The organism is Geomonas ferrireducens (assembly GCF_004917065.1).
GTDB lineage: Bacteria > Desulfobacterota > Desulfuromonadia > Geobacterales > Geobacteraceae > Geomonas > Geomonas ferrireducens.
In genome coordinates, this window is the sequence record NZ_SSYA01000002.1 from 165,440 (window position 1) to 181,095 (window position 15,656).

General features: G+C 61.9%; 13 protein-coding genes and 1 riboswitch. Of the genes, 1 reads left to right on the forward strand and 12 read right to left on the reverse strand.

Features of this window, described 5'->3' with window-relative positions:
* Positions 1-20: 20 nt before the first annotated feature.
* The 11 genes from E8L22_RS09605 to E8L22_RS09655 form a co-directional block, all read right to left on the reverse strand.
* Positions 21-2,171 carry a RelA/SpoT family protein gene (locus E8L22_RS09605; RefSeq protein ID WP_136524980.1) on the reverse strand — a complete coding sequence of 717 codons (2,151 nt, stop codon included), beginning with the start codon at positions 2,169-2,171 and terminating at the stop codon, positions 21-23.
* Between the two features lie 120 nt (positions 2,172-2,291).
* Positions 2,292-2,498, reverse strand: coding sequence for a DNA-directed RNA polymerase subunit omega (rpoZ, locus tag E8L22_RS09610; protein WP_085813544.1), 207 nt, complete (start codon positions 2,496-2,498; stop codon positions 2,292-2,294).
* 33 nt (positions 2,499-2,531) lie between these two features.
* On the reverse strand, positions 2,532-3,140 hold the full coding sequence (gene gmk, locus E8L22_RS09615; RefSeq protein ID WP_136524981.1) for a guanylate kinase: 609 nt from the start codon (positions 3,138-3,140) through the stop codon (positions 2,532-2,534).
* A 73-nt stretch (positions 3,141-3,213) separates the two neighbouring features.
* Positions 3,214-4,092, reverse strand: coding sequence for a YicC/YloC family endoribonuclease (locus E8L22_RS09620; RefSeq protein WP_136524982.1), 879 nt, complete (start codon positions 4,090-4,092; stop codon positions 3,214-3,216).
* Between the two features lie 25 nt (positions 4,093-4,117).
* Positions 4,118-5,107, reverse strand: coding sequence for a UDP-glucose 4-epimerase GalE (gene galE / locus E8L22_RS09625; protein WP_136524983.1), 990 nt, complete (start codon positions 5,105-5,107; stop codon positions 4,118-4,120).
* A gap of 227 nt (positions 5,108-5,334) precedes the next feature.
* Positions 5,335-6,783, reverse strand: coding sequence for a pyruvate kinase (pyk, locus tag E8L22_RS09630; protein WP_136524984.1), 1,449 nt, complete (start codon positions 6,781-6,783; stop codon positions 5,335-5,337).
* 186 nt (positions 6,784-6,969) lie between these two features.
* Positions 6,970-7,557 (reverse strand): DNA-3-methyladenine glycosylase I, encoded by a 588-nt coding sequence (locus E8L22_RS09635; RefSeq protein ID WP_136524985.1) that lies wholly within the window; start codon positions 7,555-7,557, stop codon positions 6,970-6,972.
* A complete protein-coding gene (locus tag E8L22_RS09640; protein WP_136524986.1) occupies positions 7,538-8,215 on the reverse strand; it encodes a hypothetical protein in 678 nt (225 codons plus the stop codon). Before E8L22_RS09640 ends, E8L22_RS09635 begins: the two co-directional genes overlap by 20 nt.
* A 26-nt stretch (positions 8,216-8,241) precedes the next feature.
* The gene (locus E8L22_RS09645) at positions 8,242-10,017 is read right to left on the reverse strand and encodes a putative bifunctional diguanylate cyclase/phosphodiesterase (protein ID WP_136524987.1); all 1,776 of its coding nucleotides are present in this window, start codon (positions 10,015-10,017) and stop codon (positions 8,242-8,244) included.
* 163 nt (positions 10,018-10,180) lie between these two features.
* Positions 10,181-10,257, reverse strand: a riboswitch (cyclic di-GMP riboswitch).
* A gap of 180 nt (positions 10,258-10,437) precedes the next feature.
* Positions 10,438-12,444 carry a PAS domain-containing protein gene (locus tag E8L22_RS09650; RefSeq protein ID WP_136524988.1) on the reverse strand — a complete coding sequence of 669 codons (2,007 nt, stop codon included), beginning with the start codon at positions 12,442-12,444 and terminating at the stop codon, positions 10,438-10,440.
* A gap of 44 nt (positions 12,445-12,488) precedes the next feature.
* Positions 12,489-13,001, reverse strand: a complete 513-nt coding sequence (locus E8L22_RS09655) for a tetratricopeptide repeat protein (RefSeq protein ID WP_136524989.1) — start codon at positions 12,999-13,001, stop codon at positions 12,489-12,491.
* A 672-nt stretch (positions 13,002-13,673) separates the two neighbouring features.
* On the opposite strand from E8L22_RS09655, the gene E8L22_RS09660 reads away from it, so the two are divergent.
* On the forward strand, positions 13,674-15,203 hold the full coding sequence (locus tag E8L22_RS09660) for a sigma-54-dependent transcriptional regulator (protein WP_136524990.1): 1,530 nt from the start codon (positions 13,674-13,676) through the stop codon (positions 15,201-15,203).
* A gap of 26 nt (positions 15,204-15,229) precedes the next feature.
* Here E8L22_RS09660 and E8L22_RS09665 read toward each other — a convergent pair whose 3' ends face one another.
* A complete protein-coding gene (locus tag E8L22_RS09665; RefSeq protein ID WP_136524991.1) occupies positions 15,230-15,523 on the reverse strand; it encodes a hypothetical protein in 294 nt (97 codons plus the stop codon).
* Positions 15,524-15,656 lie beyond the last annotated feature (133 nt).

Here is a 15,656-nt window from a genome sequence, read left to right on the forward strand (position 1 = left end):
CTTCACTATTTCTTCTACTGCTAACTCTTAAGCCGCTCCACCTTGATGACCCCTTTCACCTTCATGATGGCGGCGAACACCTTCTTCAGGTGGTCAAGATCGGTCACGTCGACCTCGAAAAGATTTTCCCCACGCTTATCGAGGGTGCTCTGGATCGAGGCGCTCGAGATGTTCGCCTCGCAGTTGGTGATGGCGGTCGCGATGTTGGCGAGGATCCCCTTCTCGTCGTTGCACACCACACGGATCTTCACCGGCAGCGCGCTCTTCTTACCCTTGTTCCAGGCGACCTCGATGCGCCGCTCGGGCTCGAGCGCCATGGCAAAGGGGCAGTCCGCGGTGTGCACGGTGACGCCACGCCCGCGGGTGATGAAGCCGGTGATCTCGTCGCCGGGAAGCGGGTTGCAGCATTTGCCGAAACGCACCAGGACGTCCTCGACGCCGTTGATCTGGATGGCGGAGGAGGATTTTCCCTTCAGCGCACCAATCACCTTGCCGATGCGGGTTTCCTTCTGCTCCTTGGCCGCCTCGAGCTTGTCGGCGGGGAGGAGTTTGCCGAGCAGTTGGTTCGCGGAGAGCTTTCCGTAACCCACCGAGGCCATCAGGTCGTCCTCGGTCTGGAAGCCGAACTCCTGGGCTACCTTCTTCAGCTCGCCACTCTTTTGCAGCTTGCCGAGGTTCAGGGAGTAGCGGCGGAAGTCCTTCTCGCAGATCTCGCGCCCCAAAGTGATGCTTCTGAGGCGCTCCTCGGTCTTCACCCATGCCCTGATCTTGTTGCGCGCCCGCGAACTTTTGACGATCTTCAGCCAGTCCTTGCTCGGGGTGTGGTGCGGAGAGGTGATCACCTCGACGATGTCGCCGGTCTTCAGCTCGTACTTCAAGGGCACGAGCTTTCCGTTCACCTTGGCACCGACGCAGCGATGCCCCACGTCGGTGTGCACCGAGTAGGCGAAGTCGATCGGTGTCGACCCCTTCGGGAATCCCTTCACGTCCCCCTTAGGCGTAAAGATGAAAACGTCCTCCGGGAAGAGTTCGACCTTCACCGTGTCCATGAACTCCTTGGAATCGGCGAGTTCCTGCTGCCACTCCAAGAGCTGCCGGATCCAGGTGAAGTGACGGACCTCCTTCTCGTCGTACCCCTTCCCTTCCTTGTACTTCCAGTGCGCTGCGATGCCGCTCTCGGCGACCCGGTGCATGTCGACGGTGCGGATCTGCACCTCCATCCGCTCGCCGTAGGGGCCGATCACCGTCGTGTGCAGCGACTGGTACATGTTCCCCTTCGGCATCGCGATGTAATCCTTGAAGCGGCCGGGAATAGGCTTCCAGGTGGAATGGATGATGCCGAGCACCTCGTAGCACTCGCGGATGTCATCCACCGAGACACGGATCGCGATCAGGTCGTAGATCTCGTCGATGTCGACGTTCCTGCTCTGCATCTTGCGGTAGATGGAGTAGAGGTGCTTGGAGCGCCCGGAGACGTCCCCCTTGATGCCGTGCTCCTCGAGCTGCTTCTTGATGATCTCCTTCACCGTGGAGACGTAGGACTCGCGCTCCTGCTTCTTCTTGGCGACCTTGGAGGCGAGATCGTAGTAAAGCTGCGGCTCCAGGTATCGGAACGAGAGATCCTCGAGTTCCCCCTTCACCCAGGAGATGCCGAGCCGGTTCGCGATCGGGGCGTAGATGTCCAGCGTCTCCCGCGCGATGGTACGCTGCTTCGGTTCGGGCTGGTACTGCAGGGTGCGCATGTTGTGCAGGCGGTCGGCGAGCTTCACCAGAATGACCCGGATGTCGTTGGCCATGGCAAGGAGCATCTTGCGGAAGTTCTCCGCCTGGCTCTCTTCCTTGGTCTTGAAGTGGATCTTGCCGATCTTCGTCACCCCGTCGACGAGCCGCGCCACCTCCTCGCCGAAGAGCGACTCCAGCTCCTCGTGGGTGGTCAGGGTGTCCTCGACGGTATCGTGCAGAAGGCCGGTCACCACGGCGGCAAGGTCGAGCCTCAGATCGGCCAGGATCCCCGCCACCTCCATCGGGTGGATCAGGTACGGCTCACCGGAGAGGCGCGTCTGCCCCTGGTGCACTTTGGCGCAGAAGACATAGGCCTTGCGCAAAAGGTCCAGGTTCGCGCCCGGGTTGTAGGCGGAAACCTTATCGAGTATGTCGTTCAGTCGTATCATCGCGTCCGTTTTAACTGAAAAAGAAGGGGCTAACAGCCCGGGGCCACAGTCCCCGTGAGCCGATAGCCCCTGCAGGTTCAAAAAAGGGGGGCCGCTTCGCGCGACTCCCCCTCCGATCTACTAACGACCCTTCTTGCCGATCTCACAGCCGATCTTGCCGGCGGCGATTTCCCTCAGGGAGACGACCACGTTCTTGTTGGCGCCCCTGTTGTCGATGAGCGGCTTCGCGCCTTTGAAAAGCTGCTTCACCCTCTTGGAGGCGAGCATGACCAGGAGGAAGCGGTTGTCCACCTTCTCAAGGCAATCTTCTACGGTAACCCTTGCCATAAATGAAATCCCCTTTGTGATTTTACGTAGCTTCTAGATCGAGAAAAGCCTGGAAAGTCCCTGCAGAAGACGGGTGGTGCGGCACTGTTCGGCTACCAGCACGCTTTTAAGCTGTTCCAGGGCCTCGGTGAACTTGTCGTTGACGATGATGTAGTCGTACCAGCGCGCTTCCTTGATCTCACCGGCGGCGTTGTTTATACGGCGCTCAATGACTTCCGGAGAGTCGGAGGAGCGGTTGTCCAGGCGGCGCCTGAGCTCCTCGATGCTGGGCGGGAGTATGAAGATGTAGACCCCGCTTTCGAAACGCGCCTTGAGCTGCCGCGCACCCTGGCAGTCGATGTCGAGGATCAGGTCGATCCCCTCGGAGCGGGATTCCTTGAGGGTGGCGAGCGACGTGCCGTAGAAATTGCCGTGGACCTCGGCCCACTCGGCAAACTCCCCCTCCTGCACCATCCGGTCGAACTCTTCCTTGCCCACAAAAAAATAATCACGCCCGTGCACCTCGCCGTTTCGGGGAGGGCGCGTCGTGTAGCTGACAGAATGCCGCAAGTTGGGGAATATGTCAATTATTTCCTTGCAGAGCGAGGTCTTACCCGCCCCCGAAGGAGCCGAAATCACGTACAGCACGCCTTCACGTTTCATCGTTTCACCCGTTCTCAGTGTCGGGATCCGCTACAAACCGTGACGGCGGACCCAGCGACCTGTAAAGTCTGCCTTACTCTATGTTTTGCACCTGTTCACGGATCTTCTCGAGCTCCGCCTTCAACTCCACCACGCACGCGGCCATCTGGGCGTCGTTCGCCTTCGAGCCGATCGTGTTCACCTCGCGGTTGATCTCCTGGAGCAGGAAGTCGAGCTTTCTACCCACCGGCTCGCTCTGCGCGAGGGTCTCGTCGAACTGGCGCAGGTGGCTCGAAAGGCGCACGAGTTCCTCGGTGACGTCGCACTTGTCGGCCATGACGGCGACCTCCTGCGCGATGCGCTCCTCGGGGAGACTCCCCTCGCCCAAAAGCTGCGCGATCCTCTCCTTCAGGCGCTGTGCGTATTCCGAGACCACGAGCGGCGCGCGCTCCCCCACCTGCCCGATCAGCCGGTCCAATGTCTCACGACGCTTCTTGAAGTCGCCGAAGAGCGACTCCCCCTCGAAAAGGCGCATCTCGTCCACCCGGCGCAGCGCATCGTCCACCGCTGCGACGAGCTCCTGCGGGATCTCCTCGAGGGTCGCCTCGGCCTCGGCGGCGACGGTGACCACGTCACGCTGGGCCGCGATGAGAGATAGGTCAACCTGCCCGGAAAGACCTAGTGCCTCGCCGATGGTCTGGTACGCCTTCAGATACCCCCGCGCAAGCGGCAGGTTCGGGGTGGGAACCCCAAGGGCCACCGCGTTCTCGACCTGGATGAAGACGTCGATCTTGCCGCGCACGAGCCGCTCACCCACCCGTTTCTTGATCTCGTTTTCGAACTGCATCAGCGCCCGGGGAAGCTTCACGGTCACCTCGCCGTAGCGGTGGTTCACGCAGCGCACCTCCACGATGAAGCGCCCCGCCTCGTGGGCTGCCTCCCCTTTGCCGTATCCGGTCATGCTCTTGATCATGCCATCTCCCTTTCTCGCGCCCCTTCTAACGGCGGGACTCGAACAGTTTCTTTTCCCAGCGCCAGGCGTCCGCCACGATGGTGTGCAGGTCGTCGTACTTGGGTGTCCACCCGAGCACGCTGCGGATCTTGTCCGCCACGGCGACCAGGCTGTCCGGGTCGCCCGGGCGGCGCGGCGCCTCGGTGACCTTGAAGTCGACGCCGCTTACCTCCTTGACCACCCTGATCACCTCGCGCACGCTGCTTCCCGCGCCGTACCCCACGTTGATCACGTCCGAGGTACCCCCCTTCTCAAGGTACGAGAGGGCGGCCAGGTGCGCCGAGGCGAGATCCTCGATGTGGATGTAGTCGCGGATGCCGGTGCCGTCGGGGGTCGCGTAGTCGGTGCCGAAGATGGAGACGCCGTCGCGCGCACCGAGCCCCGCCTGGCAGGCCACCTTGATTAGGTGGGTCGCCTCAGGGGTGCGCTGCCCCATGCGCGCCTTCGGATCGGCCCCGGCGACGTTGAAGTAGCGCAGCGCCACGTAGGAGAAGCCGTGCGCGAAGGCCGCATCGCGCAGCATCCATTCGCTCATGAGCTTCGAGGTGCCGTAGGGGTTGATGGGGGCGGTGGCACTCGTCTCCGAGGCGCTCCCCCCCTCGGGCATGCCGTAGACCGCGGCGGTACTGGAGAAGATGAAACGCTCCACCCCCTGCTCGACGCAGGCCTGCAAGAGGTTCAGGGTGTTGCGCGTGTTGTTGGAATAGTACTTGAGCGGCAGATGCACCGACTCGGGGGCGATGATGGCGGCGGCGAAGTGCAGCACCGACTTGCAGCCGGTATCCCTGATCACCTCGCGGATCTTCGCCTGGTCGGCCAGCTCACCGACGATCAGGCGCTCCCCATGGATCAGGGCGTCCGCAGAACCGGTGGAGAGGTTGTCATAGACCACCACCTCGTGCCCGGCCTCGGAGAGCTGACGCACGACGTGGCTTCCTATGTAACCGGCCCCGCCGGTAACGAGAATGACACTCACAGAGTGACCTCCATGACAAAGATAATGAAAGAGGGTCTAGCCATTTGGACTAAACCCTCGATACGCCGCGACGGTAAGACATAAAGCCGGCCATCACAGGCGCAACGCAGATGCTCAAGCGAGCAATCGCGAATATTTATAACACCGACCCCTCACCAGTGCAAGGTTAAATCAAGTAAAGCAGGGGCCTTTGCCGGCACGTCGCCGGGGTGACTTCCCTTCTCCCATCATCGCCCGGAACGTGCGCCTGGCTCATGCAGGCGGTGCACCTTCATCAGATTGGTGGTGCCCGGGCTTGAGAGCGGACTCCCCATGGTTATGACTACGAGTTCCCCTTTCTTGAGCCAGCCGGTATCGAGCACCGCGGCCTCCACCGAGAGGATCTGCGATTCCGTGTCCCCCTCGATGTCGACCCTAAGGGCGTGCACCCCGGCGTACAGGGCGAGCCGGCGGCGCACCTCCTGCGACGGGGTCACCGCGATGATGGGCTGGGCGGGACGGTACTTCGAGACCAGCGCCGCCGTACTCCCGGTCTGGGTGAAGGCGAGGATGGCGGCGGCCTTGACGCTTTCCGCCGCACGGCAGGCGGCCATGCCGATTACCTCGGAGATGTTGGGGAGGCCGTTTTTGCCGTCCGGCCCCTTGCAGCACTGCGCCATGAGCTGCGGGTCGTTCTCGATGTCGCGCGCCACCTGCACCATCATGGAGACCGCCTCCACCGGGTATTTCCCGGACGCGGTCTCGGCCGAGAGCATGATGGCGTCGGTGCCGTCGAGGATCGCGTTGGCGACGTCCGAGGTCTCGGCACGGGTCGGGCGCGGGTTGTTGACCATGCTCTCGAGCATCTGGGTCGCGGTGATGACCGGCTTTCCCGCCTCGTTGCAGCTTCGGATGATGCGCTTCTGGATGAGGGGCACCTTCTCCGGGTTCAACTCGACCCCCAGGTCGCCGCGGGCCACCATGACGCCGTCGGAGGCGCGCAGGATGGCGGCGAAGTTGAGCACCGCCTCGGGCTTCTCGATCTTCGCGATGATGCGCAAAGGGGAGCCCGCAGCGTCGATGATCTCGCGCAGTTGCAAAACGTCCGACTCCTGGCGCACGAAGGAGAGCGCCACGTAGTCCAAGCGCTGTTCCATGCAGAACTGCAGGTCCTCGCGGTCCTTCTCGGTGAGCGCCGGGGCCGAGACCTTGGCGCCAGGGAGGTTGATCCCCTTGCGATCCTTTAAAAGACCGCCGGTGACTACGAGGCAGCGGACGTCATCCCCTTCCACGCCGAGCACCTTGAGCTCCATGAGGCCGTCGTCCAGAAGGATGCGATCGCCGGGCTTCACGTCGTGCGGCAGCCCGCGGTAGATGGTCGGGATCAGGTTCCCCTCGCCGAGCACCTCTCTCGTTGTGACCACGACCTCGCTTCCGGCGGAAAGCGGCATGCCCCCCCCCGCCATGAGACCGGTGCGGATCTTCGGTCCCTGGAGGTCCCCAAGGATGGCGACGGCGTGCTCGTGCTCCTTGGAAAGGGTGCGGATGTTTTCGATGACCTGGACCTTGGTTGCGTAATCGCCGTGGGAGAAGTTCAGGCGGAAAACGTCGACACCTGCGTGGATCAGGGTGTCCAGCATCTCCTTCGAATCGCTGGCGGGGCCGACGGTGGCTACGATCTTGGTGCGACGAAACATGGGTTCTCCTCATGGAGCACGCAGGCGGACGCCGCGGGGCGGGCATCCGGAAGGGCTCGTGACGTAGATGGCGGAAGTGAAAAGCTTGAGGAACGACCCTTCATAATTACCCGAAATCGGGCGAGGGTGCAAATGGTAAGGAAGGTTTTGCAGCAGACTCTACTTGTGGGGGAAAAGTCCTGCCGGTCAGCGTTGACCCAGTTCTTGCCACCGGAAGCAGTCGACGGTGTGATCGTTGACCATCCCTACCGCCTGCATCAAGGCGTAGCAGATGGTACTCCCGACAAAGCGGAAGCCGCGCCTTTTCAGGTCGCGGCTCAACCGGTCCGAGACTTCGCTCGTCGCGGGCACCTCGCTTAGGGTGCGCCAGGCGTTTTGCACGGGAGTGCCGTCCACGAAACGCCAGAGGTACGCGTCGAAACTCCCGAACTCCTCCTGCACGGTGAGATACGCGCGGGCGTTGCCGAGCGTGGAGGAGATCTTCAGCCGGTTGCGCACGATCCCGGCGTCCGCCATGAGGCGCTCCTCGTCGGTCGCGCCGAAACGCGCCACGGCCTCGGGGTCGAAGGCCGCGAACGCGCGCCGGTACGCCTCGCGCTTTCTGAGGATGGTGATCCAGGAAAGCCCGGCCTGGGCCCCCTCGAGGGTGAGGAACTCGAAGAGGAGGCGGTCTTCATGCACCGGCACTCCCCATTCGAGGTCATGGTAGGAACAGTAGAGGGGATCGCTCCCCGCCCACCCGCAGCGGTTCACGCTACCGCCCGTGGTGGTCACGGTCAAATTCCCGGTCCTCTCTGCGCTGCTCCTTATCGAAACGCTTATCCTCCCTGCGCTGCTCTTTTTCGAAGCGCTTATCCTCCTTGCGCTGCTCCTTCTCGAAGCGTTTCGCCTCCTTGCGTTGCTCCTTTGCCTCGTGGCGCACCTCTTTCCAGTACCCCTTGTCGCTGCGGTGCCGACCGCGGTAATGGTCGCGGTCGTGCCTGTACACGTCATACTCGCGGGCACGGTACTCGCGGATGCGCTCGATGCGGTAGCGCCGCAAGGACGGCGGCAGTTCGCGGTACCGCACCGGATACCATCCCCCCCTGTTGTCCGGGGAGCGGTACCAGCGCCCGTCGCGGAACACGAAGTAGACGTTGTTCAGGTAGAAGAGGTCGTACGGTACGCCGACCGCGACGTAGAAGCCAAGCCGCTCCGGGTAGACGAAATCCACGTCCTCCTCGACGTCATCGTAATAGGGAGCAGGAGGCGCCGGAGCGACCATCACCGGGCGGGGTGCCGGGGGAGGGGGCGCCACGATCACGGGACGGGGCTGGTTCCCCAGGTGGATGTCGACGTCGACCCCTACGTTGGATGCGTGGATCTCGGGGACCATAAGCGGCAAGGCAACGAACTGCATGAGCGCAAAAAGCGCTTTTCTCTTAAGCGACACGGATGTACCTCCTCTGGATTGGGGTTTCAGCGGGACGCAGGGGGATGAACGACTTCGCTGCGCCCGCAGAACTCCCTTATGTAGTTTTCAAACTCTTCCGCCGGCATCGGTGTGGCGAAGTAGAACCCCTGCGCCTCGTCGCACTTCCTGCCGGCCAGGAAGTGGAGCTGTTCACTCGTCTCTACCCCTTCGGCCACCACCTTGAGTTTGAGGCTGCGCGCCATCGAGATGATGGCAACCGCTATGGCGGCATCGTCGCTGTCGCTCGTCAGCTCGGCGATGAAGGAACGGTCGATCTTGATGGCGTCGATGGGGAAGTGCTTCAGGTAGCTAAGCGATGAGTAGCCGGTGCCGAAGTCGTCGATGCTAAGGCGCACCCCCATCTTTTTCAGGGCCCGCAGGGTGTCGATGTTTCTCTCGGCGCGCTCCATGATGACGCTCTCGGTCAACTCGAGCTCCAGCGAGTTTGGGGGAACCCCGGTCGCCTCGATGTGGCGCTCCACGGTCTGCAAAAAATCCGGCTGGCGGAACTGCCTCCCGGAGATGTTGACCGCGATCTTCATCTGCGGACAGATACTGCACCAGCGCGCCGCATGGAGGCAGGCGTCATGCAGCACCAGCTCCCCCAGCTCGAAGATGAGGCCGCTGGATTCGGCGATCGGGATGAACTCGTCCGGCCCCACCAGGCCGAATTCGGGACTCTGCCAGCGCAAAAGTGCCTCTGCCCCCGTCAGGCGGAAGCTCTTCAGGTCCCACTGGGGCTGGAAGTGGAGGTAGAACTCCCCCCGCCCGAGCCCCTGGCGCATGCCGTTTTCCAGGGCCGCACGGCGCATGTTGCGCTCGTTCATCTCCTGGGAGAAGAAATGGAACATCCCCTTCCCTTCGCTTTTGGCTTGGTAAAGGGCGGCATCGGCGCAGCGCAGCAGGCTCTCGACGTCGACCGCGTCGTCCGGGTAAAGGGCGATGCCGATGCTCGTGCTGCCGTAGAGCTCCTCGCCGTCGATGACGAAGGGTGCGGTGAAGAGCTCCTGCAGCTTGGCGGCCATCGCCGCGACTCCGACCTCGTCCGGGCCGGAGTTGATCACGATGACGAATTCGTCGCCGCCTAGCCGGGCCAGGGTGTTCGACTCCCCGAGGGAGCCCGCCAGGCGGGCGGCCACCTCCTGGAGGAACCGGTCTCCGTTTTCGTGCCCTTTCGAGCTGTTCAGGTGCTTGAAGTTGTCCAGGTCGAGGAAGAGCAGGGCAAGCTCCCTGTTCTCCCGCTCGGCCAGGGCGAGCGCCTGGTGCAGGCGGTCCATGAGCAGCGACCGGTTGGGGAGCCGGGTGACGGGATCGTAGTAGGCGAGGGTTTCCAACTGCTGCTCGCAAAGCTTCCGGGCGGTAAGGTCCTCGCAGGCGGTGACGACACCCAGGCAGCGCCCGTTTTGGTCCTTGATGGGACGCGAGGTGAGCTGCACCGGGAATTCCGCGCCGTCCTTGCGCACGTTCAGACATTCTCTGGACCAGAGGCAGAAGCTGGCGGGGCTTACACGCGGCACGACGTCGTCGCGTCGCGGCGCGAAAATACGCGCCTCCTTCCCGATCAGTTCTCTCGGCGCGTAGCCGTGCATCTCCGCATCCACGTTGTTCGTGTAGACGATCCTGCCGTCGGTGTCACTGATGGTGATCCCGAGCCCGATCGGGAGCGAGTCGATCGCTTCCTTCAGCATCGTGAGCCGCTCCTGGTCCTGGGGCGAACCGGTACCGTGCTGCTCGCGGGCCGGGGGGAAAGAAGTCATTTCGGCGTTGGCCGCATCATGCATGGGAAAGCTCCTGCCGTGGCAAGCGCCCCGACACGAAAAATGTGATGGATGTAAAGGAGGGAAAAAACGCCTCCGGTCCGCAGGTTCGGCGCCGGGGTGGTTGGGGAGGGATCATTAAAAGCGGGCGAAAAAAAACGGGTTGCCGATATCTTAGCTTAGATATTTCGGCAACCCGGCTGTCTCGGTGAGACCCTATAGGCTTTCCGTCCCATCCTCGCGGATGGTTTAGTATTATCGTTTATCCAGTTTTTCGGCTGTCCGCATAGCGCGCTTGCGATCGGCTCGAACCCGCCCCGGAGATCGCTCCAGGTAGCCGGCTTGCCTTGCCATCGGTCAGACTATTAACCAGATGGAGAGGGAAAAGTCAAATGAAATTAAGCTCACTTTACACGTTGAGCCGGAAAATCCACCGTGCGGGGCTCAGCCGATGATCTGGGACGACCGGTTTTGCTGCCGCATCGGCACGGTCACCGTGACTTCGGTCCCCTTGCCGACCGTCGACTGTACGTCGATGTCCCCCCTGTGGCGCTTGATGATGCCGTAACTCACGGTGAGGCCGAGCCCCGGCCCCTTCCCGGCGGGCTTCGTGGTGAAGAAGGGATCGAAGATCTTCCCCATGTTCTGCGGCGGGATGCCGCAGCCGTTGTCCTTGATCACAACGGCGAGCTGGGGCTGCTCCCCGTACTTGGTCATAAGCCTCGTGCTGATGTCGATCCTGCCGCCGTTGGGGAGCGCGCTCTTCGCGTTTTGCAGCAGGTTGACGTAGACCTCCAGGAGCTTCACGAAGTCTCCCTCGATGGGGGGGACCGCGGGGTCGAGATGCAGCTTCACCTCGATCTTCTGCTCCTTGAAGGGACCGTCCATGATTTCAAGGGTGTCCCTGAGCACCTGGTTGATGTCCATTTCGCTGAAGTTGCAGCGCACCTGCGTGGTGAAGCGGACCAGGTCCTCGACGATCTTTTGGCAGCGAACGGCGGCGCTCTCGATGCTCTCGAGCACGTCGATCCCCTCCATGAGCTCGCTGTCGATCGGGTGGGCGAGTGCGTTGCTGCGCAGCATCTGGATCGCCCCGAGGATTCCGGCCAGCGGGTTGTTGAGCTCGTGCGCGGCACCCGCGATCACCTCGCCCAACGTGGTCATCTTCTCCGACTGGATCAGCTTGGCCTGGGCCTCCTTCAGGTGCCGGGTCTTCTCCTCGACCATCTTCTCCAACCGGGCATTCAGCTCCCTGCGCTGGGCCTCTACCTGCTTTCGTTCGGTGATGTCGCGAAGCATCACCTGGATCGCCTCCTGCCCCTGGAACATGATCCCGGTCGCGGTCGCCTCGACGTCGATAATCGCGCCGTCCTTGCGCACGATCCTCGACTCGCGCAGCGGGGAGGCCTCGCCGGTGACCTTGATCTGCTGGATGCGCTCGAGCACCATGCCGTGGAAGTCAGGGTGAACGAAGGTAAAGATCGACTTGCCGACCAGCTCCTCGGGGCTCTCCAGACCAAAGAGGTGAGACGCCTCCCTGTTGGCGCACAAGTAGCGCCCCTCGCTTTGCACCACGATCGCTTCCGGCGCGTTCTCGAAGAGCTTGCGGTAACGATCCTCGCTCTGCATGAGCTCCGCTTCCATCAGCTTGCGCTCGGTGATGTCACGGAAGATGCCGCGCGTGCTGATCGCCTCTCCCTCGTTCGTGTTGCAGTTGATGCTCCCCTCCAGGATGATGCTGCGGCCGTCCTTGGCGAGGAACTCCACCTCCACGCGGGGTATCTTCTGTCCGGTTTTCAGCTGGTCGAACATGTTTGCGCAGTGGCTCTGGCAGCAGGGCTTGATCACGTCGAAGATGTTCATCGAGGCGAGCTCTTCGTCGCTGTAGCCCAGGGTGCGTTTCCAGGCGCTGTTCACGTAGATGAACTTGCCGGTGGCGTCCACGCTCTGGATGAGGTCGTTGGCGTTGTCCAGGATGTCGCGGTAACGCTCCTCGCTCTCCCTTAACTCCTCCTCGGCCTTTTTACGGTCCGTGATGTCCAGGAAGCTCTCGACCAGGTGGTCCCGCCCGTGCAGTTTCACCCTGGCCACCGTTTTCACGATGGTGATGGTCTCGCCGTTGCCCCTGAGAAGCCGCCGCTCGGCGTTGTCGATGCGCAGCCCCTGGTCGGTGATCGGGCAGGAGCCGACCTTCTCGGGGCAGATGAAGCAGTGGCAGACGGCGCCGACCATGTTTTCCCTGTCGATGCCGATCAGTTCCACCGCTTTGGGATTCGCGTCGACGATGGTGTGGGTCTCCGCGTCGATGATGACGATGCCGACCTGCACCGTTTCAAAGACGGCGCTTAGGCGCCTGCGGCTCTCTTCGAGTTCGCCGGCTATGTGGGAGAAGTCGAAACAGGCCGCGGCCGCGGCGCGCTCGGTGTCTTGTGCTTCGAGAGTACTGGACATCTGCTGCTCCTAGAACAGATTGAGTGAAATGAGACTCTAGCGTCCTACGGTTTTTGCTGCTCTGCGGTCGAAACCGCGGCGAGTTCCTTCAGAACCCTTTTGGCCTCCCGGTGCCCCTGAGTCGACGCCCTCCGGAACCACACCTCGGCCTTCCCCTGGTCCGGGGCCGGCAGGGCGAGCCCCTGCAGGTACATCATGCCAAGGTCGTACTGCGCGTCGGCAAGCCCCGCTTCTGCCGCCTTCTGCATGAGCTCGAGGGCCTTTTTGAAGTCCTGCGGGACTATTTCACCGCGGATATAAACGAAGGCGAGATTCCACTCCCCCTCAGGGTACCCCTGCTCCGCCGATTTCTGGTACCACTTGAGCCCCTCGAGCCGGTCCTGCTCGACGCCCACCCCGGCGGAAAGCATCACCCCGACCTTCATCTGCGCCTCGGCGTCTCCCTTTTCCGCAAGTTTCTTGATACCTTTGAAGTCGGTGCCGTCGAAGCCGTGGCAGTAGGCCGCCCCGAACAAAACCGACAGGAAGAGACAGCAAAATATCCGTATAACTTTCATAAGAACCACCTCGCTCCTTTTCAATACATGCACGACATATGCACATAACTTGCCATCCGCTGCGGCGGTGTCCGCCGTACCGGGGAGCTCGAGGGGGCGGAGACGAGTGCGGCACCGGGCGTCGGGGCGGGGTAAGTCGGCACGTATCGTGCTGTACGATGAGGAAAGAGGTTGCCGGAGCGGGCTGAATGAAGGTCCGCCGCTCCTCCGTAGGCGCGCGGCAGAGCGCTAAAGGCGCCGAAAACGGTCACCTTTTCGCCCGCCGGTAAAAGTGAGGCCTCCGGGTCGGCACGGGCTTTCGCGCGCCGGGCTACTGGAAAACCCGCACAAACTGCGCGAAATAACGCAACCGGCAAGAAATTGTAACACAACGGGGCAAAATTAAAAGTAAAAGCCCCCGACCAGCACCACAGGCGGGGCAGATGACGCACCGGCCGGGGCATTTGCCCCACACAAACATGGCGATATAACCCAGCAGTTGACGCGATAGGTGGCAAGCGCAGTATTTATATCAAAAAACCTATACACAAATTTTAACATGAATGGTAGTATGGGCCGGCTTTTCGCTGCGCAAGAAGCGTCGAGCCCCCGCAGTCTTTTCCCATACTTGGGCCGCTACCAGCGCCGCCGAGCATCACCCACCCGTTGCAGGTTGAGGAAGGAACGTTCAACATGAGCAAAAACAGAATCCTGGTTGTTGACGACGAAAAGCTGATCTCATGGTCGCTCGCGGCGAGCCTGAAAAAAGACGGCTACGAGGTCGACACGGCGGCATCGGGCAGCGAAGCGCTCCAGAAATTCGAGACCTTCAAGCCTGACCTGGTCATGCTGGACATCTGCCTTCCCGACGTGAACGGCCTCGAGCTGCTGAAGCGCTTCAAGTCCGCCAACGAGGATCTCTACGTCATCATGATCACCGCGTACGCCAACGCGGATTCGGCGGTGCAGGCGCTGCAGGACGGCGCCGAGGACTACTTCGGCAAGCCCTTCAACCTGGAAGCGGTGAAGCATGTCGTGGAGCGCGCCTTTGAGAAGCGGCGCCTCAAGAAGGAAGTGGACTACTTCCGAAATGAACTGCGCCGCAAGTCGGACCAGGAGAAGATGGTCGGCAACAGCCCCAAGATGATCGAGGTCTTCAAGATGATCAAGATCTGCGCCGACGCCGATGCCAAGACGGTGCTGATTACCGGGGAAAGCGGCACGGGGAAGGAGCTGGTGGCGAAGGCGATCCACTACCACAGCGCCCGCGCGGACTCCCCCTTCATCGAGGTCAACTGCGCCTCGATTCCCGAAAACCTTCTGGAGAACGAACTCTTCGGACACGAGAAAGGCGCCTACACCGACGCCTCACGGCGCCAGAAAGGGGTCTTCGAGCTCGCCGAGGGGGGGTCGGTGTTCCTGGACGAGATCGGCGACATGCCGTATCCGATGCAGGCCAAGATCCTGAAGGCGACCGAGACCAAACGCTTCAGAAGGCTCGGCGGGCAGGAGGACGTCGAGGCGAACGTAAGGATCATCACCGCAACGCACCAGGACCTCCCGAAGATGGTGAAGGAAGGTAAATTCCGCGGCGACCTCTTCTTCCGACTGAACGTGATGAACATCTGTCTCCCGAAGCTTCGGGAACGCAAAGAGGACATCGAGTCGCTCGTGCAGTACTTCATAGAGACCTTGAACGAGGAATACGGCAGGAGCGTGACCAACGCGTCGCCGGAGACGCTCGAGTATCTCACCAGGTACGACTGGCCGGGCAACGTGCGCGAGCTGCGCAACTGCATCGAAAGGCTCATGATGCTCGAGCAGGGGAAGGTGCTGACGCCCGAGTTCCTGAGCCCGGAGATACGTCAGTGCAGGCTCCCCGCAGGGGAAAGCGAGGCAGGCGGCGTGATCAGCTCCGACTTCGCCGGAGAGCATATCGTGCTCCCCTCCACCGGCATCTCGCTTGAGGAGCTCGAGAAGATGCTGATCCAACTGGCGCTCAAGAAGTCCGGCGGCAACCAGTCAAAGGCGGCCAAGTTCTTGAAGACCAGCAGGGATACCCTGCGCTACCGCATGAAGAAGTTCGGGCTTTCCGACTCAGGCAAGGAAGGTGATGTCGAGGGTATGGAAGCAGGCGCCGAAGGCGGCAACGGCGGTACGGCGGTGGCATCAGGAGGCAACGGCGGCTCGGCGGTCGCCGGAGAAGGTCTCAGGTGGGTCTAAGGCGGGTTAACGGAAAATAGCGCGGGTTAGATGCCGGAGAGGCTCCCGTTTCCATGGCAGTTGACGGAGCCTCCCCCCGCACAGCTTTGAAAGGCGAGCTTGCCGTCGGCACGATCACGTTGGAGGTGCGCCTGCACGCTCTCCCCACCGAGCACCAGACGTTCGATCTCGGGCGAGGTGATCGGGAGCTGCGTCACCACCATCAGCACCGCCAGATTGATCGCCGCCAAAACGCCCACGCAGGTCAAAAGGGCGCCGCTTTTCTCCCGCTCGTACACCTCTGCTTCGCTTCGCCCCACCGTTCCCAGCACCCTTTCCATTGCTCCTCCCTGGCCTGATCCCCTTCTCGCAATGATTACGAGTATTTCCTAGCAATTGTCGCACCAGAAGTCGCATTTTTTGTAATTATCGTGTCCCCTTTCTCTCTCCGGCGATTTACCCCACAGAAATCAA